Genomic DNA, 21,703 nt, shown 5'->3' with positions numbered 1-21,703 from the left:
TTTGTTCTTGGTGTCGACGGTCCGGTCAGGCGACGCGTTCCTCGCGTCTTTCCAGAGCCGAAACGATCGCGCCTTCTTTTTCGAGCGCTTCGATTTGCGTCTGGTCGAAGCCGTGCTCGGCCAGAACCTCTCTTGTATGCTCACCATAGACCGGTGCGCCTGACAGGACTTTGCCTGGGGTCTCCGAAAACTTCACGGGAAGCCCGATCGTCTTGACGGGACCAAGCGTGGAATGCTCGACCTCGACGACCATCTCCCGCGCCAGCGTCTGCGGATCACTCAGGGCTTCCAGCATGTCATGCACGGGACCGCAGGGCACGCCCTTCTCGTCAAGCGCCGCGAGCCAGTGCGCCCGCGATTGGGTGCGGAAGCGTTCGCTGAGGACCGCTTCGAGCTCTTTGAGATTGGCCATGCGGTCGGCGCCATTCACAAAACGCGGATCGGCGGCGAGCTCGCTGGCGCCGAGCGCCTCCAGCATCAACAGCCAGTGCTTCTTGTTGGCGCCGCCGACCACGAGCCAGCCGTCCGAAGCCTCGAACGCCTGATACGGCGCATTGAGCGGATGCGCCGAGCCCATCGCGCGCGGCGCGGTGCCCGCAGCGAGCGCGATGGTCGACTGCCAATAGGTCTGCACCAGCGCGGCCTCGTAGAGTGAGGTTTCGACCCACTGCCCTTCGCCGGTCTTCAGGCGATGGGTATAGGCCGCGAGGATGCCCATGCTCGCAAGCAGACCGGCAGTGATGTCGGACAGCGGCGGGCCGCATTTGACGGGCGGACCGTCGGGACGCTCGCCGGTAAAGCTCATGATGCCGCTCATGGCCTGCGCGACCAGGTCGAAACCGCGGCGATGCTTGTAGGGACCGGTGCGGCCGAAGCCCGACAGCGAGCAGTAAATCAGCGCCGGGAATTCAGCGTGCAGCGCCTCATAGCCGAAGCCGAGACGCTCCATCGCGCCCGGCGCGAAGTTCTCGACCAGCACGTCCGCGTCCGCGATCAGCCGCCGCAATACCTGCTTGCCGCCCTCGGTCTTGAGGTCCAGCACGATGCCGCGCTTGTTACGGTTCATCATCAGGAAGGAGGCCGCCTCGTCGCCGATCTTCGGCGGCACGGAGTGACGGGTGTCATCGCCGTTCGGCGATTTCTCGATCTTGATGACGTCGGCGCCCATGTCAGCGAGCATCAGGGTGCAGGTCGGTCCGGCCATGACATGGGTGAGATCGATGACCTTGAGACCGGCGAGCGGTCCCGAACGGCGGGAGGCGGATTGCGAACTCTGCATCGGGGCGTCCTATTGGCCGCGCCATTGCGGCGCGCGCTTGTTGAGGAAAGCATCGAGCCCTTCGCGAAAATCCTGGCTCGTGTAGCACATCAGGATGAGGTCCTCGCCTTCGTCTCCCGTCAGCCGCTGTTGCAGCCGGCCGACCGCCTGCTTGGTCGCATTCAGCGTCAGTGGCGCATGACTGGCGACGAGCCTGGCCACTTCGTCGGCGCGCCGCTCCAGCGCAGCCAGATCCTCGACGATCTCACCGAGCAGTCCGACGCTCGCCGCTTCCGTGGCGTCGACAAGACGGGCGGTGAAGATCAGGTCCTTGACGCGCGCGGCGCCGATGAGTGCCGTGAGACGGCCGACATTGGACATCGACAGGCAATTGCCGAGCGTCCTGGCGATCGGGAATCCAATCTGGGCACTGCGTGTGCCGATGCGCAGGTCGCAGGCCGCGGCGATGCCGGCGCCGCCGCCGGTGCAGAACCCGTTGATCGCCGCGATGGTCGGCACCCGGCACTGTTCGAGCGTGGTCAGGACGCGATCAATCCGCTTTTCGTAGTCGATCGCATCCTGCGGTGTCTTGAACTCGCGGAACTGGTTGATGTCTGTGCCCGCGGCGAACGCCTTGTCGCCAGCCCCGCGCAGCACCAGCACCTTGATCGCATGATCGCTGTTGACCTGCTCGCAGATCGCGGCGAGCCGCTCGTACATAGCGAACGTAAATGCGTTGCGGGCCTGCGGGCGGTTGAAGGTGATGCGCCCGATGCCGGCGTTGCATTCAAAAACGAGGTCGTCCGCCCCTACCGCCAGGTCCATTTCCTCATATCCTCTTGTTTTTTACATTTTTGAATGCAAAATCTGCGATAAGCAAGCTGGAACTTGCAGATTTCGATCGATTTCTGCATTTTTGAATTCAAACTGGAGCACTGATGCCATGCTTCATGAAGACGTCGTCGGCCGCATCCGTGCCATTCTGCTCGACGGCGAAATCCCGCCGGGCGCCCGAATTCCCGAGCGCGAGCTGTGCGAACGGCTCGAGATCTCGCGCACGCCGCTGCGCGAAGCGCTCAAGGTGCTGGCCGCGGAGGGTCTCGTGCAGCTGCTGCCGCATCGCGGCTCGCGCGCCGCAAAACTGACCGACAAGGACATGCGCGACCTGTTCGAGGTCTGCCAGGGCCTGGAGGCGCTCGCCGGCGAGCTCGCCTGCGAGCGCATCACCGACGCCGAGATCGACGCGATTGCCGCCACGCATGCGCAGATGGTGCAGCATTATCGGGACGGCGATCTGATCCAGTACTACCGCGGCAACCGCGCCATTCACGAAGCCATCGTCAACGCGGCCGGAAACCCCGTGCTCGCGGGGTTGTACACCTCCGTCACCGCGCGCATCCGGCGCGCGCGCTACGTCACGCCGATGACGCCGCAGCGCTGGGCGCTCGCCGTGAAGGAGCACGAAGCGATCCTGAACGCGCTGCAGCGGCGCGACGGTGCCGGCCTCTCGCACATTCTGCGCGCGCATCTGCGCCACAAGCGCGAAGAGGTGCTGCAAGCGGGCTTTGCCGAGACGGAAGGCAGCGATCTGGCGCTGCGAATTGCGTGAGGCGCAATTCGTCTCGTCCCGGCTGGTGGAGAGCTCATCCACACGCGGTCTTCACGCTTCGGGCGCCTGTTCTCGCGCCGCGTGAATCTGCGCACTAATTCCACTTGCTAGCTTGTCGCGGCCGGCGCAGCATACTTTTCTGCCGACCCGCGGTCGCGTGGTCGATCAGGCCAGTCCCAAACGCGCGAACAATCGCGCAAGACAAAAGACAAAAGCGGAGGAAACGCATGACAATCGATGTCTCACGTCGATCCCTACTCGCACTTGGAGCCAGCCTCGGAGCCAGTCTTGGAGCCGGCCTTGGTGCCAGCGCGATGCTCGGCAGCAGCGCATTGGCGAAGGCTCCCAAGCTCGGCACCCAGACGCCCTATTGGCACCGTTTCATTCTCGGCAATGCCGAGGTCACCGTCGTGTCCGACGGACCGCTGCCGCTCGGCGATCCCTCCGGGACCTTCACTGGCGTTCCCAAGGAAGAGGTCAAGAAGATGCTGGCGGACAATTTCCTGTCGCCGGACAACGTCGTGCTCGAACAGAACTCGCCGATCGTCAACACCGGCGACAAGCTGATCCTGTTCGACACCGGCATGGGCTCATCGAAGATGTTCGGCGCCAGCACCGGCCGCCAGCAGAAGAGCATGATGGAGGCCGGCATCAAGCCGGAGGAGATCGACGCGGTGGTCTGCTCGCATGCCCATATCGACCACATCGGCGGCATCGTCGATGCCAACGACAAGCCGCTGTTCCCGAACGCGCAGATCTACATCTCCCAGACCGATTTCGATTTCTGGACCGACGAGGGCAAGCTCGGCAGCCCAGCCAAGGACTTCGTCGTTCACGCCCGCAAGAACCTGCTGCCGGTCCGCGACCGGATCAAATTCTTCAAGGACGGCGAGGAATTCCTGCCAGGCGTGCAGGCGATCTCGGCGCCCGGCCACACCGTCGGCCACACCATCTTCATGGTGTCGTCGGCCGGCAAGTCGTTCGCCTTCCTTGGCGATCTCTCGCACCATTCCGTGCTGCTGCTGGAACGGCCACGCATGGAATTCTCCTACGACACCGATCCGAAGCAGGCAGCCGAGTCGCGCGTCAAGCTGCTGACGATGCTGGCGGCGAACAAGACCCCCGTCATGTCCTATCACTTCGCCTGGCCGGGCTACGGCCATGTCGCCAAGGCCGGCGAGGGATTCCATTACTATCCCGAACCGATGCAGATGACGCTGTAGCGTCTCAGGATCAGGTCCGGACGGTGTGTGCCGTCCGGACCATCTCTGGCACGCACACCCGAAATTGGTGTTCGGCCACGATCATTTCAGGCTGCTGACCGACACCGGATTCAAGCTCAATCGCCGCGCGCTCGACCGGCGGATCGATCTAGCGATCGCGACATTCTGTGCGGTCGAGGATCGGGCTGGCGCGACGCAGGCCGGCGGCCAGCATCCGTAGCCCGAGGGTTCAGCGTCCGGCGGGGCGACGCCGGCCCGATCCCGGATCTAAGCCGTCAGGTGCGCGAGCGGTCCTCGAGGTCGCGCAATAGCCTCCTGGCGTCCGCGCGATCGCCGCGCTCGGGTTGACCGGCGAACAGCTGCAATTCCTGCTGCAGCAGCGTGCGTGCGCGGTCCGTCTGGCCTCTGGCGGCGAGCAGGCTCGCCAGCCCTTCGGCGGCACGCAAGCCAAATCCCCGCTGGCCACGCCGGTGCGCGAGCGCCAGGGCCAGCTCGAAATTCTGCTCCGCGAGCATGGTGTCGTTGATTTGCGCATGCGAGGCAAACCGCCCTTCGATACGCAGGCACTCGACCTCATACCAGTAGTTGCCGCCTCGCCCAAAGACGTTGCGTGCCTGATCGAGACACCGCCGAGCGTCCGCCAGCCTGTCGACGCGGAGATAGGCCTCCGCCAGCCAGCATAGGTAGGTGGGCAGGAAGTAGACGAGGTGCGCCGTCTGCAGGAAATCGCGCTGCTTCTCGAGTCCATCGATACCTTCTGCGAGGCGGCCGCTTTCGACGTCGGCCCAACCTAGATATATCCGCGCCACTGAGACCCAGAGCGGCAGTTCCCGCCTGATCGCCTCTTCGAGCGTCCGCTGCGCGAGTGCCCGAACCGTATGCGCGTCCTGCTCCAGCGTGTAGAGCATGCAGACATGCATGTAGGCGTAACCGAGCGTATGGGCGTGCGACAATCGCTGCGCGTGTTCGAGTGCTTCTTGGGCGTGCGTAATCGCGTCGTTGACCCGGCCCACCAGCCAACAGCAGATGCCCAGGTTGGACAGGCTCGTGATCTGCACGTCGGTGCCGTAGATCACGGCGGTCGCGCGGTCGGCGGCGGCATCGTAGAGCTTGGCCGCCCGCTCCAGATGGACGCACGCCTGCTCCGTCTCTCCGTCGAGCAACGACGTTCCGAGCAACCGATGGCCGACCATCCGATCGGCCCTCGTTCCCTTTTGCTCGGCGAGCGTCAGAAAGTCCCGCGCCAGCGTGCCCGCCTCCCGCACGTTGCTCGCCACGCGCAGGTAAGACCATCTGGCGTACAGTGCCGGAAAGATGCGCGGATCGTTATCGAGGGCGCGGCAGAGCTCGATGGCACGGCTGCTCACGTCTGCGACCGCATCCGCACCGAATCCCTGTAGGGCGATCGTCGGTCCGATCAGCGCGATCTGGGCGTTCAGCTCCAGATTATCCCTCTCCAGCCCCGCCGGAAGCTTCCTGATCTCCTCCAGCGCCATGTTGAGCTCGGCGGTCGCCTCCAGGTTTGCCGAACGTTCCGCCGCTTGCTGCGCAGCCTTAAGCCGCATCCGGGCTGCCCGGGAGGTGCGTCCGGCCTCGGATAGATGCAGCGCGAGATAGCCGGGTTCGGTGGTGGCGACCTCCGGCAGATGGAGCTCGATCTCCTCGGCCACACGGTCGTGAAGCTCCCGCCTCTGCCGTTTGAGAAGCGAATAGTAGGCGACGTCCCGGACCAGGGCATGCTTGAAGGAGTAGACCTTTTCGTCGTCATCGCGCTCGAGCCCGATCAGCCCGGACGCGCGCAGCCGCTCGAGGGCGGGCTCGAGGGCGTCGCGGAGATCACCCGCAACGGCGGCAAGAAGCCGATGCGGAAAGCTTCGGCCGATCACCGACGCGAGCTGCGCGACCGCCTTGGCATTGCCGAGCCGTTCCAGCCGCAGCATCAGGGAGTCGTAGAGCGCCGATGGGACCTCCGAGGGTCCGCTCGCCCCGGCATTTCTGACGCCCGCATCGACTTGCCCGGTCTCGAGGGCTGCCGCCGCCAACTCTTCCACGAACAGCGGCACGCCGTCCGATCGCGCGACGATCTGCTGGAGCAACTGGCTCGGCAGCTGCTTGTCGCGGACGACCGATCCCGCGAGATCGCGGCAGTGCTCGTCATCGAGACGCTGAAGCACGATGCGCAGGATCATCGGCGACACGTTACCGATGACGGACGCCCGGCTGGTGACCACCAGAAGGTTCCGCGTGCCGGCGATCTGGCCGGCAATGCGCTCAACGATCTCGATCGTCGACGGATCGGCCCAGTGAAAATCCTCGATGAGGATCAGGCTGGCCTCACCGCCCGTCTGCGAGATCAACAGCCGCACCGCCGCATCTCGCGTCTTTCGACGCAGTTCATGCGCATCGGGAATCGTCGGACCTGACGCCGCCGCCACCGGTAGACCGAGCATCTGGCCGATCAGCGCCAACTGCTCCTCGTCGCCGCCGGAGGTTGCGGCCATGAAATCACGCAGACGCGCCAGGTTCACCTCGGCGTCTTCATCCCTGCCGATACCGATGCGCTGCTCGAGGGCTCTGATGATCGGATAGAGCGGCGTATTCTGATGCGGGCCGGAGGCCTGTATCGCCAGGATGAGATCATCCGGCAACGCGGCCCTTTCGATCAACTCCAGTGCCAGGCGCGATTTGCCGATGCCGGGCTCCCCGGTGATCTCCACCGTGCGCCCCTGCCCGGCCTTCGCCAGCTCCCAGGCTTCCAGCAACTGGCCCAATTCGGTGACCCTGTCGACGAGGCGCGAGGCATTGCGGTGGCGGGCACGGTGGCCGACGCCATCTTCCGACGTCTCGCCCGCGGCGAGAAAGGCCTCGACCTTCCGTGACAATCCCTTGAGCGAACGCATGCCGAGCGGCTGCAAGGCGAATTTGCCGCGCAGCAGACGCTTGGTCTCGCCACTGATCACGAGCGAATTGGGTTCGCCCATTTCAAGCAACCGGAATGCGATATTGGGCGTGTCGCCGACGATCTCGGTCGCATCGTGCACGTGACCCGGCCCGGCCCTCCCGATCACCGCGACCCCCGTATGCACGCCGATCCGAACACGAAGCGGTTCCTGGATTGCGGCCGTCGCGCGCTCGCTCAGCTCGCGAATTTTTTGCAGCAACAGCAGGCCGCAGCGCACCGCACTCTCGGCCTCGTTCTCCGATGCGAGGGGATAGCCGAACTCGGCACGAATGCCGTCGCCGATATAGTTGACGACGCTGCCCCCGGCATTGCTGATGCACTGCGAGCTGATCGCCTGGAATTCCAACAAGACCTCGCGCAGGTCCTCGATGTCGCAGCGCTCGGAGAGGCCCGTTGAATCAACGACGTCGCAGAACAAGACCGTGAGCTGACGGCGTTCGGTTGCTCTGTCGTGAGGATCGTCCATCACTCACCCCGGAAATACTGAGATCGTTCCGCGCTTCGGTCCGGCACCCTCGCCTTTTTCTGGGGATGACAAGATTGCGCCAAACTCCTCTAAAAAGTCCACAATGCTTTCGGCGACTTTCGGTCAGCCATATTGTCTCAATCGCTCCAGAACCAGCTTCAGCCCATATTTGCTCCCCTCGTCGGCTTCAGGCCTATCCTCCCGGGCCGAGCAACTCCGCGAAGAACGGGTTGAGCATGCGCCCGCGCGGATCCTCTCGTCTGACCCGGTCGGAGAACTCCGTCCATCTCGCCTTGTACGCCGCCGTAACATGGCTGTTCGTGATGAATGGACTCTGGTTCAGCAGGGGAATGCCGTTCCTCTTGTAGGCAAATTCATTGAACTCCCGCAAAAACGCATCCCACGCCGGCCTGTCCGTATAAGCGTGGATGGGATCGACTGAAAAAACGTCTCCGTCGTGCGAGTAGGACAGCAACGAATGCTCGTCCTTGCGGATGAAGTAGGAGCCGAGCGCCATGTTGCAGCGGAAGTCGTGCTTGCTGAAATATGTCTCGCTGAACTCCACATAGTCGCGCAGCACCTGCAGCCACTCACCGCGCGGAAATGCCCAGAACGTGAATGCGTATCGCGCCGACGGCCCCGTCTTGCTGTAGTCGATCGTCTTGTCGGGATTATAGAGGGTCGCTCCGCCGACAAGATGCAGAAACGACATCAACAGCCTGTTGCCGACGAACCAGGTGTCGAGCGTGGCGTCCCTGAGAGTCTTGGTTGGAATGCTGCTGTCGATGAACCTGCCAATGCGGGCTTCCGCATAATTCCAGAGAGTGCGGCGGCTGGCGGCGAACAGCGCCCCGAACGGGCCGACGCTGTCGATGGGATGTCGCGTCTGGAAGTGCGCCTTTCGGCCGACGGTCCAGCAGATCAGGCCCCTGGAGGCGTCGATGATCCCGTCCACCTCCCTCTCGGTCAACTCCGCGATCGGACGCGGCAAATAGCTGAAGTGGATCGCCTCCAGTGGCTTGATCCGGAACGTCACCTCGTAGATGACGCCGCACAGGCCGTAGCTCGAGCGCATGAAGTACATCAGATCCCGATTGCTCTCCTCCGATGCTTCCGCGAGTTCCCCGCTGGGCGTCACCCATTTCATCGCAATGATGTAGGAGCCGACCTGCCCAAACTCGCCGCCGTCCAGCCCGTCCTTGGTGTGGCAACAGGCCGCCGACCCCAGCGTCATGTTTCCGATCTCGATATTGGTCACGAACTGCAGGTTCATCGCCCGCAACGCCCGCGATGCGGCGATGAATTGCAGGCCGGCCTGCGCCGTGAACGTCATGTCGTGCGGATCGATCTTGAGGACGCGGCTCATCCCGGACATGTCGATGATCGTCCCGTCCGAGGACGCGCAAGGCGTCAACGAATGATAGCTGCCCATCGCCCGGACGGGGCTCGGATAGCGGTCGGCATCCCTGAGGATCGATTGGAGCTCGTCGACGGAGCGCGGCGACACCAGTTGCGCGGGAGAGCTCGTGATCCCGCCATCGTAATTGCGAACCATACTGCCCATCTGCGTCACCCCCCCTCGACGGCGAAACACGCAACTCAAGATGGATCTTCTGTCCTGCCGACACTGGTGTCGGCCTGGTTCTCGCGAGGTCGAAGCGCGTTGTTGACCCAGCTTCGTCTCGCTCACGCAAAGTCGGCCGGATTGCCTGATGCAGCCCGAAAGGCTGCGGTCATCCTATCCGAGCCAGCTTTCAACCGACAGGGGAATTTGTACGACGGGACGACCGCAGCTCCGGCAAGTCGCGTTGGCAAACAGGCGTTTTGGTGGTATTGGATCACATTTACTGGTTGCAAGCCAAATTGATTTCACGCGTTTGTTTGGGAGCGTCAATGTCCCGCGAGAACGATGGCTTTGTCTACCATCGTGGCCTGCTGCAAGCGGTCCTTGATGTCGTCTATCGGGTCGTCAACTTCTTCGTCAGATGGGACCACCTGCCGACCCTGCTAGGAGCTGCCAATCTCTCGGTCTTCCGCGAAAGGCTGCGGGAGCACAACCTCCATCATACAGGCTACGGAACGACATCGCCTGGCTGGAGCCCCGGCAATGAGCGGTGGCGTTCCGCAGACGGCTCGTTCAACAGCCTCGACCATCCGCGCATGGGCATGGCGGGCGCCCGGTTCGGACGCAATTTCCCGCTGCCGGAATGCGTGCCCGACAGCATGGACGACCTGCTCGAACCCAGCCCGCGCGTGATCTCAAAGGTATTGCTGGCGCGCGACACCTTCATTCCCGCGACCAGCCTCAACCTGCTGGCCGCCGCCTGGATCCAGTTCGAAACGCATAACTGGTTCAGCCATGGGATTCCCAAGGAGGGAAACGAGTTCAAGATCCCGCTGGAGCCGGACGATCACTGGCCCGAGAACGTGCGCGGCTGCATGCAGATCCGCCGTACCGTCAGCGACGAGACGCCGCGCGAACCATGGCTCGGCGCGACCCCTACCTTCCGCAATCTCAATTCGCACTGGTGGGATGCCGGACAGATCTACGGCAGCAATCGCGACAGACAGCTGGAAATCCGCTCCAAGGTCGACGGAAAGATCAAGGTCGGCGACGATGGAATGCTTCCTGCCGATCCAGCTCATCCGGGCGCCGATCTCACTGGATTCAACGACAATTGGTGGGTCGGGCTCAGCCTGCTCCACAATCTCTTCGCCCGTGAGCACAATGTCATCTGCGATGGCCTCAAGACACGCTATCCGGCCTGGAATGACGAGGAACTGTTCCAGCGCGCGCGCCTGATCAACGCGGCCCTGATCGCCAAGATCCACACCATCGAATGGACGCCGGGCATCCTCGGCCATCCTGCGCTGGACTTCAGCATGCACGCCAACTGGTCGGGGATCCCGTACCGGGTGCTGAAAACGGTGCTCGGGGAGAACAGCGAAGCCGCCTATGGGATCATCCACACTCCGACGGATCAGCATAGCGCGCCCTACGCGTTGACCGAGGAATTCACCGCCGTCTACCGCCTGCACCCCCTGGTCCCTGACGACATGCATGTACGGCGGATCGACGCGGCGGGGGCTGACTGCTGCAAGCTGGTCGATATGCAGGGCAGCGCCTCCCGCAAGTTCATGGAGACGCACGGCTTCGTCAACCTGCTGTACTCGTTCGGCACGGCACATCCCGGCGCCATTCGCCTGCACAACTACCCCAACTTCCTCCGCCAGTTCAAAAAGGACGACCAACCGCTGCTCGACATGGCCGCCATCGACATCATGCGCGACCGCGAGCGCGGCGTGCCGCGCTACAACCGGTTTCGCGAGCTGGTCGGCAAGAAACGGGTCAAGACGTTCGAAGAGATCACCAGCATTCCCGACGCTGCAAAGAAGATGCGCGCGATCTACAAGGGCGATGTCGACCGCGTCGATCTGATGGTCGGACTGCTCGCCGAGGATCTGCCGGACGGTTTTGGCTTCAGCGATACCGCCTTCCGCATCTTCATCCTGATGGCATCGCGGCGTCTCAAGAGCGACCGCTTCTTCACGGACGACTACCGGGCGGAAGTCTACACCGAGTTCGGTCTGGACTGGATCCAGAACAACGGAATGAAATCGGTGCTGCTGCGGCATGTGCCGCAACTCGGCCAAGCGCTCGAGGGCGTCAACAACGCCTTTGCCCCCTGGAACGTGCTGCGAGCTGAGCCGTGGCCCTCATCATAACCATTCCGGGCCTCGTCCGCCTCGCCCTCGTCCGCGATCCGGACGAGCTCCTCCGTGTCAACGATGCGGGCACTGTCGTCCGCCCCCTGTCCGGCCGCGGCGGCCTGTTCAATCGCTCGGTCGCGGAAAAGCTCGCGGTTTTCCGCGCCGCCGATGGCGACATCTGGCCGGCATTCCGCGATCGGCACGATCCGCTGCGCGCTGCGCATCAGACTTCGCTCGAATCCGCCCTTTCGAACATCGGCCCGCTGTTAGAGCGGATCGCGCCGGAGATCACCGAACTCGGCAATTACGTCCGCGGCGGGCGCACGCCTCGCAGCATGGGCGTCGTGGTCCAGCAGGCGGTCGGCCGGCTGTTCCTCCCCGACTATGTCGCGAGCGAGGAATCCTACGCCGCCGCGCGCACGTTGCAGGCGTGGTTGTCGGCCTGGCCGCTGCGTGCAGCCTGGCTCAGGCGCAGCGGCGCGTTGAAGGCCGCGCTCGATCACATCGAGGTTGCCTCGCAAGGCGATATGGCCTGCGCGCACGCAACTGCGCTCGCCATGCACAACATCGTGAAATCGATCGAGCTGATGCGCGAGCTGGCGCTCCACGGCGACAATCTGGCGAAGATCGAGCCGAAGGACGCGATGCTTCGTACCCTGCGCGCGCCGGCGCGCGTGGTCCGTGAGGCGCGCGACGGAGACTTCGTGGGTCTGGTTCGGCTGCGGTCGCGGACGCTGATCCTGCTGGCGGTCGAAACTGCCCGGCAGCAACGCGCCTCGGACCCCGGCTTGGCATTCTTTGCCGGTGCCTGGAACCAGTGCCCAGCGCACGGCCTCGTCCCGGCCTTGCTCGGCAAAGTCTGGGAGGCGGCAAGAACGCGCGTGATAGCAGGCAGCTGAAGCACGCCAAGGACACTCGTCCGCAATCGTCCGAGAGCGGAACGGGGTCAGCAGCCGAGCTTATCCGCGATCCCGCCAAAGTCCTTCGCGACGATGTCCCAATTGCCGGTCGCCTCGAAGTCCACCTTCTGCAACGGCCCGTATTCGGTCGGCCGCGCCACGAAGGCGGTCTTGAGCCCGTTCTTCTGTGCGGCGGCGAGATCGCCGTTGTGGGCGGCGACCATCATGACCTCTTCCGGTTCGAGGCAGAGCAGCCGTGCCGCGCCGAGATAAGTCTCGGGATCAGGCTTGTAATGTTCGAACAGCTCGGCCGACATGATGAGGTCCCACGGCAGGCCAGCGAACTTCGCCATGTTGGTGAGCAGTGCGACGTTGCCATTCGAGAGCGGCGAGATCACGAACTTTGCCTTCAGCCGAGTAAGACCGGCGACGCTGTCCGGCCAGGGATGCAGGCGGTGCCAGCCCTTTGTGAGATAGTCGAGATCGGCTTCGGTGAGGCCTTTGATCGAAAACTGATCGACCAGCTTCTCCAGCGAGCGGCGGTGCAGATCGTCGAGCATGACATAGCCGCGCTCGGGATGTTTGCGCACATCGTCCATCGAGGCCATGTACATGCCGCGCCAGCCGTCGACCAGAGCGGTCCAGTCGGCGCTGATGCCGCGCCCCTTCGCCCACCACATGAAGTCGGTGATCAGGCTGGTGCGCCAATCTACGACCGTGCCGAACACGTCGAAGACGAGGGCCTTGACGGTGGTGAGATCGGACATGTGCGCTTCCCGTGATTGTTCTTGTTGTCATTCCGGGCCGCGCAAAGCGCGAACCCGGAATCCATGTCACATCGGATTCTGCCGCTCGATGGCTTCCGGGCCTTCCGGGCCGCGCTTTTGCGCAGTCCCGTCGCCCCGGAATGACGACCAAACTAGTCCAGGTGAAACTTCGAGAGCTCGCGGTGCTCGGCCTTGATATAGCGCACGGTGCCGGTGACGGAGCGCATCACCACCGTCTCGGTCTCGATCACGCCGTCCTTGCGGAATTTGACGCCCGACAGCAGTGAACCGGTCGTGACGCCGGTGGCGGCGAACAGGCAGTCGCCGCGCGCCATATCCTCGATGCCGTAGATCATCTTGGGATCGTTGACGCCCATCTTGGCGGCGCGCTCGATTTTTTCGGCGGAATCGAGGATCAGGCGGCACTGCATCTGGCCGCCGATGCAGCGCAGCGCCACGGCCGCGAGCACGCCTTCAGGCGCGCCGCCGGTGCCGAGATACATGTCGACGCCGGTGTTGTCAGGATCGGCGCAATGGATCACGCCGGCGACGTCGCCGTCGGTGATCAGTCGCACGGCGGCGCCGGTCGAGCGCACGCTCTCGATGATGCTGGCATGGCGCGGACGATCGAGCACGAGAACCGTGATGCCGTCGGGCTGGACACCCTTGGCCTTGGCGAGACGGCGGACGTTGTCGGCCGGCGTTGCGTCGAGATCGACGACGCCCTTGGCGTAGCCCGGGCCGATCGCCAGCTTCTGCATATAGACGTCGGGCGCGTGCAGCAGCGTGCCGCCGTCGGCCATCGCCATGGTCGCGATCGAGCCCGGCATGTTCTTGGCGCACAACGTGGTGCCTTCGAGCGGATCGACCGCGATGTCGACCTGCGGGCCGGCGTTCATGCCGACCTTCTCGCCGATGAAGAGCATCGGCGCCTCGTCGCGCTCGCCCTCGCCGATCACGATGGTGCCCTCGATCGGGAGCTTGTTGAGCTCGCGGCGCATCGCATCCACCGCGGCCTGGTCGGCCGCCTTCTCGTTACCGTGTCCGCGCAGGCGCGCCGACGACACCGCCGCCCGCTCCGTCACGCGCACGATCTCCAGCGTCAGGATGCGCTCGAGCAATGCGTGCGGAGGGACTTCAATATGGGTCGACATCGGCTAACTCCTTCGAAACGTTTGGGACGGAAATCTCCGCCCGCATCAACTCGTAACACCCACGATTCGTTCGAACCGTGTCTTATTGTTGGAGCATGACCTTTCCGGAAAACCGCTACACACTTTTTCGGGTCATGCTCAGTTCTTCTCGATCCGGATCACCTGCGGCCGTCCGCTGATCACCTTGTCCTTCTGCACGGCGGCGAGCGCGCGGCGCACGGCGTCTTCGTGCGTGGCGTAGGTGATCAGGATGACGGGCACGGGGACCGCCTTGCCGTTATCAGGCGCAACGCCGCCATTGGGATGACGCTGCACGATCGACTCGATTGAAATCTTCTGCTCCGCAAGCCGCGTCGCGATCGCCGCCGCGGTGCCGGGGAAATCACGCGCCAGAAGGCGGATGTAGTAGCCGCCCTCGTGACGCTCCATCGGCGCCTTCTTGGTGTCGCGCAAATGCGCGATCGGCCGGCCGAACGGATTGGCCCGGATGCCACGCGCGACATCGGCGATGTCGGCCACCACGGCGGATGCGGTGGCCGCACCGCCAGCGCCGGGGCCGACCAGCGTGATCGGCGGAATGCCCTCGCCGTCGATCGTGACCGCATTGGTGACGCCCATCACCTGCGCGATCGACGAGGATTTCGGCACCATGGTCGGATGCACGCGCTGCTCGATGCCCTTGGCGGTGCGCACCGCAACGCCGAGCAGCTTGACGCGATAGCCGAGATCGGACGCCGCGCGCAGATCTTCCGGTGCGATGGATGAGATGCCTTCGACATACACCGCGCTTTGAGCAACTTTCGTGCCGAAGGCGAGGCTGGCGAGGATCGCGAGTTTCTGCGCGGTATCGTGACCATCCACGTCGAAGGACGGGTTGGCCTCGGCGTAGCCGAGCCGCTGGGCGTCCTTGAGGCATTCGGCGAAGGACAGACCCTCCTGCTCCATTCGGGTCAGGATGTAATTGCAGGTGCCGTTGAGGATCCCGTAGACGCGGTTGATGCCGGTTCCGGCAAGACCCTCGCGCAACGTCTTGATGACGGGGATCGCGGCGCCGACGGCTGCCTCGAAATTCAGCGCGCCGCCGTGCTTTTCGGCTGCCTTGGCCAGCTTGATGCCGTGCTTGGCCAGCAGCGCCTTGTTGGCGGTGACGACCGACTTGCCGGCGTTGAGCGCGGCCTCGACCGCGGACAGCGCGGGATCGCCGGCACCGCCCATCAGCTCGACGAAGCAATCGATGCCGGGATGGGTGGCCAGCGCCATGGGATCCCTGACCCATTCGACGCCGCGCAGGTCAATGCCGCGCTTCTTCGCCTTCGAGCGCGCGGTGACGGCGACGACGCGAATGCCGCGGCCGCTACGGCCCGCGAGCACGCGCGCCTGCGTTTCGATCAAACGGACCACTTCGGCGCCCACGGTGCCGAGCCCCGCTATGCCCACTTTCAGGGGTGCAACCATGATGTCTTAGAAAACCTGCCGAAGAGAACTCAACGCCGATTGGCGAGCGGAACGACGTTGTGCAACGTTTCGATGCCGCTTTCAAGGAAGCGGCGCACGCCGCGGGCGGCCTGCCTGATCCGTTGCTCGTTTTCCACCATGGCGATGCGGACATATCCTTCACCATGCTCGCCGAAGCCGACGCCGGGCGAGACCGCGACGCCGGACTTCTCCACCATCAGGGTGGCGAATTGCATGCTGCCGACGCTGCGGAAGGCCTCCGGCAACGGCACCCAGGCAAACATCGAGGCTTCCGGCGGCGGAATCTCCCACCCGGCGCGGCCGAACGATTCCACCAGCGCATCGCGGCGCTTGCGGTAGGTGTCGCGCATCTCCTTGATGCAATCGTCCGGGCCGTTCAGCGCGGCGGTCGCGGCGACCTGGACCGGCGTGAAGGCGCCGTAGTCGAGGTAGGATTTGACGCGGGCGAGCGCCGCGATCACGCGCTCGTTGCCGACCGCAAAGCCCATGCGCCAGCCGGCCATCGAATAGGTCTTCGACATCGAGGTGAACTCGACCGTGACGTCCATCGCGCCCGGCACCTGGAGCACCGAGGGCGGCGGATTGTTCTCGTCGAAATAGACCTCGGCATAGGCGAGATCCGACAGGATCAGGATCTCGTGCTTCTTCGCGAAGGCGACGAGGTCCTTGTAGAAATCGAGGCTCGCCACATAGGCGGTCGGGTTCGACGGATAGCAGACGACCAGCGCCAGCGGCTTCGGGATCGAATGGATGATCGCCCGCTCGGCCGCCTCGAAGAACTGCGGCGTCGGCTCGGAGGGCACCGAGCGGATCACGCCGCCCGCCATCAGGAAGCCGAAGGCGTGGATCGGGTAGCTCGGATTCGGGCAGAGGATGACGTCGCCGGGCGCGGTGATCGCCTGCGCGACGTTGGCAAAGCCTTCCTTCGAACCCAGCGTCGCCACGACCTGGGTGTCGGGATTGAGCTTCACGCCGAAGCGGCGGGCGTAGTAGGCAGCCTGGGCCTTGCGCAGGCCGTTGATGCCACGGGAGGCCGAGTAGCGGTCGGTGCGCGGCTTGCCCAGCGTCTCCTTCAGCTTCTCCAGCACGTGCGCGGGGGCCGGCAGATCCGGATTGCCCATGCCGAGGTCGATGATGTCGGCACCGGCATTCCGCGCGGCCGCCTTGGCCCGGTTGACCTGCTCGAACACGTAAGGCGGAAGGCGGCGAATGCGGTAAAATTCTTCCATGGCTCTCTGGGCTCCGGGCAACCGGTCAGGACAGAATCGACAGGACAGGACGGCGATCCCGAATGGGCCCAGCCCCGCCGTGAAAATTACTCAAAATCAAAAACTTAGAGCAATCATCGACAACGAAGGCTGAAGTCGTTCGCCCTGACTCTTGGCTGAACCGAAATCTTTTAGCACGGCACGGCGGGGGCGCCAGCGATTACCTTGCACAGCCCTATTTCGCGTCCTTGCCGGCGACGGCCTGGCGATCGCGTGCCGCGGCAAGCTCGGCCTCGATCTTGGCGCGCTGCTCCGGCGAGATCGTCGCTTGATCGCGGTCCGGCGGCAAATCGTGCACGGGCAGATAGGTCCCCGGCTCCCTCGGATGCGCCTGTGCGTCCGCGGGCGTCATGTCCGCCAGCTGACTGGAACAACCGCTCAGCACAAATGCCACGCTCAACAGCGTGCCACCGATCAGCAGCGACCTCTGCAGGACCCTCAACGCCAACACTTGGGAATTCCCCTACTCGTCCCAATGCAAGCTGCCGCACACTAACCCGACAACCTGCCCAAGCTCAAACCATTGCTGCCCACAAATGGTACGAGCGAGAAAACATCCAAGGCCCACGGCACAAGGGTTGCACCGGGATTGTGACAAAACCAAGAAGCTTTGTCGCAGTGCAGCACATCTTGGAGCGTGTTTAACGCCAAACATGCGAGCTTCGCGGTGACGAATACGGAATGAGTCGTTACTGTTCTACTCATGAGTATGGCCACGACCGATACGCCCAAACCCGAGACGAAGTTCGATGCGGAAGCCTTCGCGATGAATGTCGCGCGGGCGATGGAGAGCGGAGGCAAGGCGCTCGCCGCCTATCTCAAGCCGCGCGAGAGCGGCGAGGTGCAGGATCGCCCGCCGGCCGAGCTTGCCGAGGTCGTCAAGACCTTCACATCGGTCGCCGAATATTGGTTGTCGGATACGTCCCGTTCCTCCGATCTGCAGACCAAGCTCGCCAAGGATTATCTCGACCTCTGGGGCTCGGCGGCGCGTCGCATGGCCGGCCAGGACGCCCCGCCCGCGATCGCGCCCTCGCCGCGCGACAAGCGCTTTGCCGACCCGGAGTGGAAGTCGAACCAGTTCTTCGATTTCGTCATGCAGCTCTATCTGCTCACGACCAAATGGGCGCAGGAGCTGGTGCGCGACGCCGAGCTCGATCCGCACACGCGCCGCAAGGCGGAGTTCTATGTCCAGCAGGTCACCAACGCGCTGTCGCCGTCGAACTTCGTGCTGACCAATCCGGAGGTGCTGCGCGAGACGGTGGCGAGCAGCGGCGAGAACCTCGCGCGCGGCCTGACCATGCTGGCGGAGGACATCGCGGCCGGCAAAGGCATGCTGAAGATCCGCCAGTCCAATCCGGACAACCTCGTCGTCGGCGTCAACATGGCAACGACGCCGGGTAAGGTGATCTATCAGAACGAGACGATGCAGCTGATCCAGTATTCGCCGACCACGGAGACGGTGCTGCGCACCCCGCTCCTGATCGTGCCGCCCTGGATCAACAAGTTCTACATCCTCGATCTCAAGCCGGAGAAATCCTACATCAAATGGTGCGTCGACCAGGGCATCACCGTGTTCGTGATCTCATGGGTCAATCCCGACAAGCGGCTCGGCAACAAGAGCTGGGAAGACTACATGAAGGAAGGCCCGCTCACGGCGATGGACGTGATCGAGAAGGTCACCGGCGAGATGAAGGTGCACACCGCCGGCTATTGCGTCGGCGGCACCATGCTGGCGACCACGCTGGCCTGGCTCGCCGAGAAGCGCCGCCAGCGCGTGGCGTCCGCGACCTTCTTCGCGGCGCAGGTCGACTTCACCCATGCCGGCGACCTCCTCGTGTTCGTCGACGAGGAGCAGATCGCAGCCCTCGAGCACGACATGAAGACGGCCGGCGTGCTCGAAGGCTCGAAGATGGCGATGGCCTTCAACATGCTGCGCTCTAACGATCTGATCTGGTCCTACGTCGTCAGCAATTATCTGAAGGGCCAGCAGCCGAGCGCGTTCGATCTGCTGCACTGGAATTCCGATGCGACGCGCATGACCGCGTCGAACCATTCCTATTATTTGCGCAATTGCTACCTGGAGAACCGGCTCTCCACCGGCACGATGGTGCTCGACAACACGCTGCTCGACCTCTCCAAGGTCAAGGTGCCCGTCTACAACCTCGCCACCCGCGAGGACCACATCGCGCCGGCGGAATCGGTGCTGTACGGCTCGCAGTTCTTCGGCGGCCCGGTGAAATATGTGCTGTCGGGCTCGGGCCATATCGCCGGCGTGGTCAATCCGCCGGCCTCGAACAAGTATCAGTACTGGACCAACGACAACATCAAGGACGTCAGCGTCGCCGAGTGGCTGAAGAGCGCGGTGGAGCACAAGGGATCGTGGTGGCCGGACTGGCGCCAATGGCTCGGCGAGCTCGATCCGGAGCAGGTTCCGGCACGCGTGCCGGGAAACGAGGCCTTCCCGCCCATCGAGGACGCGCCCGGCAGCTACGTCAAGGTTCGCGCATAGCGGAATCGGCTGGGCTTTCGTATAGACTCGCGCTCAATGCAGCGACGACAGAGGGGATCGAACCATGACGCGCGAATTGTTCTGGCTGACACTGACGGTGATCCTCACCGGTATCCTCTGGATTCCCTACACCATCAACCGCTGTCAGGTTCGCGGTCTCAGTGGCGCGATGGCCAACCCCTCGCGCGGCGACAAGCCGCAATCGGAATGGGCCAACCGGTTGATGTTCGCGCATGACAACGCGGTCGAGAACCTCGTGCTCTTTGCGCCGCTGGTGCTGATCCTCAACGCGATCGACTATTCTACCAAATGGACCGTGCTGGCCTGCGCGGTCTATTTCTGGTCGCGCGTCGCGCATCTGATCGTCTACGCGCTCGGAATCCCAGTGTTCCGGACGCTGGCCTTCACCGTCGGCTTCCTTGCGCAGGCCGTGCTGGCGCTGGCGATCTTCAAGGTGCTTTGATTTGGTGTCCCGGACGCGCGAAGCGCGAGCCGGGACACAGAAGACTGTAATGAAACAAGCGAGAGTGGGCCCCGGCTCTGCAGCGCACCGCTGAAGGAGCGCTGCGCTGCGTCCGGGGCACAGCATCCTACTCCTCCGGCAGGCCCAACATCAGCCGCATGTTCTGCACGGCCGCACCGGACGCACCCTTGCCGAGATTGTCGAGCCGGGCGACCAGCACCGCCTGGTGATATTTGTCGCTGGCGAAGACGTAGAGCTCGAGCTGATTGGTCTCGTTCAGCGCTTCCGGCTCGATCCGCCCGCCCTTCGATGCTTCGTTCTGCAGCGGCATCACCTTGACGTATTTCGAGCCGGCATAGCGCTTGGCGAGCGCGGCCTGCAGCTCGGCTCCGCCGGGCTTGCCCGGCAGCGTGTCGAGCTGCAGCGGCACCGAGACCAGCATGCCCTGCCGGTAGTTGCCGACCGAGGGGATGAAGATCGGCCGCCGCGTCAGGTTGGAATAGAGCTGCATCTCCGGCAGATGCTTGTGCTCGAAGCCGAGGCCGTAGAGCTCGAAAGACGGCGCGCTACCATCCTCGAAGCTTGCGATCATCGACTTGCCGCCGCCGGAATAGCCGCTCACCGCATTGACGGTGACCGGATAGTCAGACGGCAACAGGCCGGCATCGACGATCGGCCGAAGCAGCGCGATCGCGCCGGTCGGATAGCAGCCGGGATTAGAAACCTTCCTGGCGGCCTTGATCTTGCCCGCCTGGTCAGCCGTCAGTTCCGGAAAGCCGTAGGCCCAGTCGGGCGCAACCCGATAGGCGGTGGACGCATCCAGCACCTTCGGGCCAGAGGCGCCCATGCTGTCGACCAGCGCGACCGTCTCCTTGGCGGCATCGTCGGGCAGACAGAGGATGACGAGGTCCACCTCCTCCATCAGCGCCTTCTTGGCGGCGGGATCCTTGCGCTTGTCGTCGGCAATGGTCTTCACGACGACGTCGTTCTGGAGCTTCAGCCGCTCGTTGATGCCGAGCCCGGTGGTGCCGGAGCCGCCGTCGACGAAGACGGTGGCCGGCTTCCTGGCCGCGCTGGTGGTGGGGGCTTTGGTGGTGTCAGCGAGGCTCATGGTGCGCTCCCTTCGAGCATGTTCGTATCGTCAGCAAAAATTTGCGGCCTTGCCTGCCGCATCAATTGTGAGATCTGCCTGGCGTCGGCATCGCCGGCGCTGAGCGCATTGGCGATCGCCGCGTAGTCGGCGTCGGATTTTTGCTGGTTCAGCTTGAAGCTGCCTTCGACCTCTTCAACATTCATCACCAGACCCACGATCGCCTTCTTCATCGCCTCGAGCCGGCCCGCCGTCATCTTGCCCGACGTCCACGGCTTCTTCGGCAACAGCCAGTTCTCGAATTTGTCGCTGAGCGTGTCGATCTGCACCGCCAACTCATCGTCCGACATAAGCCGCACCGGCCCGCTCAGATGCACCGATTGGTAGAGCCAGGTCGGCACCTGATCCGGCGAGACGTACCAGTCGGGCGATACATAGGCATCGGGCCCGTTGACCGCGAGCAGCCAGGACGCATCGCCGCCCGCAAGCTTTAGCAGCGGATTGTGACGGGCAACATGAAACGCGGCCTGCGGCGTGCCGTCGGCTGCGTAGGTCAGATAGAACGGCAGCGGGGAAGCAACCGGCTTCTTTCCGTCGAAGGCGCACATGGTGCCGAAGCCGCGCTCTTCGGCGAATTTCAGGCTCGCAGCGCGGTCCTGCTTGAAAAAGGGTGGCGTGTACATCGTGGTCTCCTGCTGGGCCTCCGTGGGGGCCGCCGGATCAGATCGCGCTGACAGGAGAGAGAATGCCGCGGATCGGATCCAGCGGCAAAGACGATGATCTCAAACGCGATCGACCGCCCAAACCGCAAGACTGCGGCGGCGGCGACGGGCGAACAGGATGGTCGC

The 21,703-nt window shown here is 63.9% G+C and carries 18 protein-coding genes; 7 read left to right on the top strand and 11 right to left on the bottom strand.

Going from position 1 to position 21,703, the window contains the following annotated elements:
* Positions 1-25: 25 nt before the first annotated feature.
* The gene (locus SE92_RS02635; protein ID WP_063194339.1) at positions 26-1,279 is read right to left on the bottom strand and encodes a CaiB/BaiF CoA transferase family protein; all 1,254 of its coding nucleotides are present in this window, start codon (positions 1,277-1,279) and stop codon (positions 26-28) included.
* Between the two features lie 9 nt (positions 1,280-1,288).
* Positions 1,289-2,083: an enoyl-CoA hydratase/isomerase family protein gene (locus SE92_RS02630; protein ID WP_063194338.1), complete on the bottom strand. Its 795-nt coding sequence runs from the start codon at positions 2,081-2,083 to the stop codon at positions 1,289-1,291.
* 118 nt (positions 2,084-2,201) lie between these two features.
* Between SE92_RS02630 and SE92_RS02625 the strand changes: the two genes are divergently transcribed.
* The 3 genes from SE92_RS02625 to SE92_RS35505 all read left to right on the top strand — a co-directional run bounded on the left by SE92_RS02625 (position 2,202) and on the right by SE92_RS35505 (position 4,310).
* The gene (locus SE92_RS02625; RefSeq protein ID WP_063194337.1) at positions 2,202-2,867 is read left to right on the top strand and encodes a GntR family transcriptional regulator; all 666 of its coding nucleotides are present in this window, start codon (positions 2,202-2,204) and stop codon (positions 2,865-2,867) included.
* A 227-nt stretch (positions 2,868-3,094) separates the two neighbouring features.
* Complete coding sequence (locus tag SE92_RS02620) at positions 3,095-4,090, top strand: MBL fold metallo-hydrolase (RefSeq protein WP_063194336.1); 996 nt, start codon at positions 3,095-3,097, stop codon at positions 4,088-4,090.
* A gap of 25 nt (positions 4,091-4,115) precedes the next feature.
* On the top strand, positions 4,116-4,310 hold the full coding sequence (locus tag SE92_RS35505) for a hypothetical protein (protein WP_157095010.1): 195 nt from the start codon (positions 4,116-4,118) through the stop codon (positions 4,308-4,310).
* Positions 4,311-4,365: 55 nt separating this feature from the next.
* On the opposite strand, the gene SE92_RS02615 is transcribed toward SE92_RS35505, so the two are convergent.
* Both SE92_RS02615 and SE92_RS02610 read right to left on the bottom strand, forming a co-directional pair.
* Positions 4,366-7,518 (bottom strand): ATP-binding protein, encoded by a 3,153-nt coding sequence (locus SE92_RS02615; protein WP_063194335.1) that lies wholly within the window; start codon positions 7,516-7,518, stop codon positions 4,366-4,368.
* Between the two features lie 193 nt (positions 7,519-7,711).
* On the bottom strand, positions 7,712-9,082 hold the full coding sequence (locus tag SE92_RS02610; RefSeq protein WP_157095008.1) for an FAD-binding protein: 1,371 nt from the start codon (positions 9,080-9,082) through the stop codon (positions 7,712-7,714).
* Between the two features lie 329 nt (positions 9,083-9,411).
* Here SE92_RS02610 and SE92_RS02605 point away from each other — a divergent pair, with 329 nt between their 5' ends.
* Positions 9,412-11,244, top strand: a complete 1,833-nt coding sequence (locus tag SE92_RS02605; RefSeq protein ID WP_063194333.1) for a peroxidase family protein — start codon at positions 9,412-9,414, stop codon at positions 11,242-11,244.
* Positions 11,229-12,128: a hypothetical protein gene (locus SE92_RS02600; RefSeq protein WP_063194332.1), complete on the top strand. Its 900-nt coding sequence runs from the start codon at positions 11,229-11,231 to the stop codon at positions 12,126-12,128. Before SE92_RS02605 ends, SE92_RS02600 begins: the two co-directional genes overlap by 16 nt.
* A 47-nt stretch (positions 12,129-12,175) precedes the next feature.
* On the opposite strand, the gene SE92_RS02595 is transcribed toward SE92_RS02600, so the two are convergent.
* The 5 genes from SE92_RS02595 to SE92_RS02575 all read right to left on the bottom strand — a co-directional run bounded on the left by SE92_RS02595 (position 12,176) and on the right by SE92_RS02575 (position 17,244).
* Positions 12,176-12,895: a haloacid dehalogenase type II gene (locus tag SE92_RS02595; protein ID WP_063194331.1), complete on the bottom strand. Its 720-nt coding sequence runs from the start codon at positions 12,893-12,895 to the stop codon at positions 12,176-12,178.
* A gap of 152 nt (positions 12,896-13,047) precedes the next feature.
* Positions 13,048-14,049: a class II fructose-bisphosphatase gene (gene glpX / locus SE92_RS02590; RefSeq protein WP_063194330.1), complete on the bottom strand. Its 1,002-nt coding sequence runs from the start codon at positions 14,047-14,049 to the stop codon at positions 13,048-13,050.
* Positions 14,050-14,187: 138 nt separating this feature from the next.
* A complete protein-coding gene (locus tag SE92_RS02585; RefSeq protein ID WP_063194329.1) occupies positions 14,188-15,504 on the bottom strand; it encodes a homoserine dehydrogenase in 1,317 nt (438 codons plus the stop codon).
* A 29-nt stretch (positions 15,505-15,533) separates the two neighbouring features.
* Entirely contained in the window at positions 15,534-16,754 is a 1,221-nt protein-coding gene (locus SE92_RS02580; RefSeq protein ID WP_063194328.1) for an LL-diaminopimelate aminotransferase, read from the bottom strand.
* A 214-nt stretch (positions 16,755-16,968) separates the two neighbouring features.
* On the bottom strand, positions 16,969-17,244 hold the full coding sequence (locus SE92_RS02575) for a hypothetical protein (RefSeq protein WP_063194327.1): 276 nt from the start codon (positions 17,242-17,244) through the stop codon (positions 16,969-16,971).
* 252 nt (positions 17,245-17,496) lie between these two features.
* Here SE92_RS02575 and SE92_RS02570 point away from each other — a divergent pair, with 252 nt between their 5' ends.
* Together SE92_RS02570 and SE92_RS02565 are read left to right on the top strand one after the other, a co-directional pair.
* Complete coding sequence (locus SE92_RS02570; RefSeq protein ID WP_063194326.1) at positions 17,497-19,302, top strand: PHA/PHB synthase family protein; 1,806 nt, start codon at positions 17,497-17,499, stop codon at positions 19,300-19,302.
* A 64-nt stretch (positions 19,303-19,366) separates the two neighbouring features.
* A complete protein-coding gene (locus tag SE92_RS02565) occupies positions 19,367-19,765 on the top strand; it encodes an MAPEG family protein (RefSeq protein WP_063194325.1) in 399 nt (132 codons plus the stop codon).
* Positions 19,766-19,892: 127 nt separating this feature from the next.
* Here SE92_RS02565 and argC read toward each other — a convergent pair whose 3' ends face one another.
* Positions 19,893-20,876: an N-acetyl-gamma-glutamyl-phosphate reductase gene (gene argC / locus SE92_RS02560; RefSeq protein WP_063194324.1), complete on the bottom strand. Its 984-nt coding sequence runs from the start codon at positions 20,874-20,876 to the stop codon at positions 19,893-19,895.
* A complete protein-coding gene (locus SE92_RS02555) occupies positions 20,873-21,538 on the bottom strand; it encodes an FMN-binding negative transcriptional regulator (protein WP_063194323.1) in 666 nt (221 codons plus the stop codon). Before SE92_RS02555 ends, argC begins: the two co-directional genes overlap by 4 nt.
* Positions 21,539-21,703: the final 165 nt, after the last annotated feature.

This window comes from Bradyrhizobium sp. AT1, from assembly GCF_001590795.1.
Classification (GTDB): domain Bacteria; phylum Pseudomonadota; class Alphaproteobacteria; order Rhizobiales; family Xanthobacteraceae; genus Bradyrhizobium.
The sequence above is the reverse complement of the archived record's forward strand: the minus strand, read 5'-3'. Positions and strand labels throughout refer to the sequence as shown.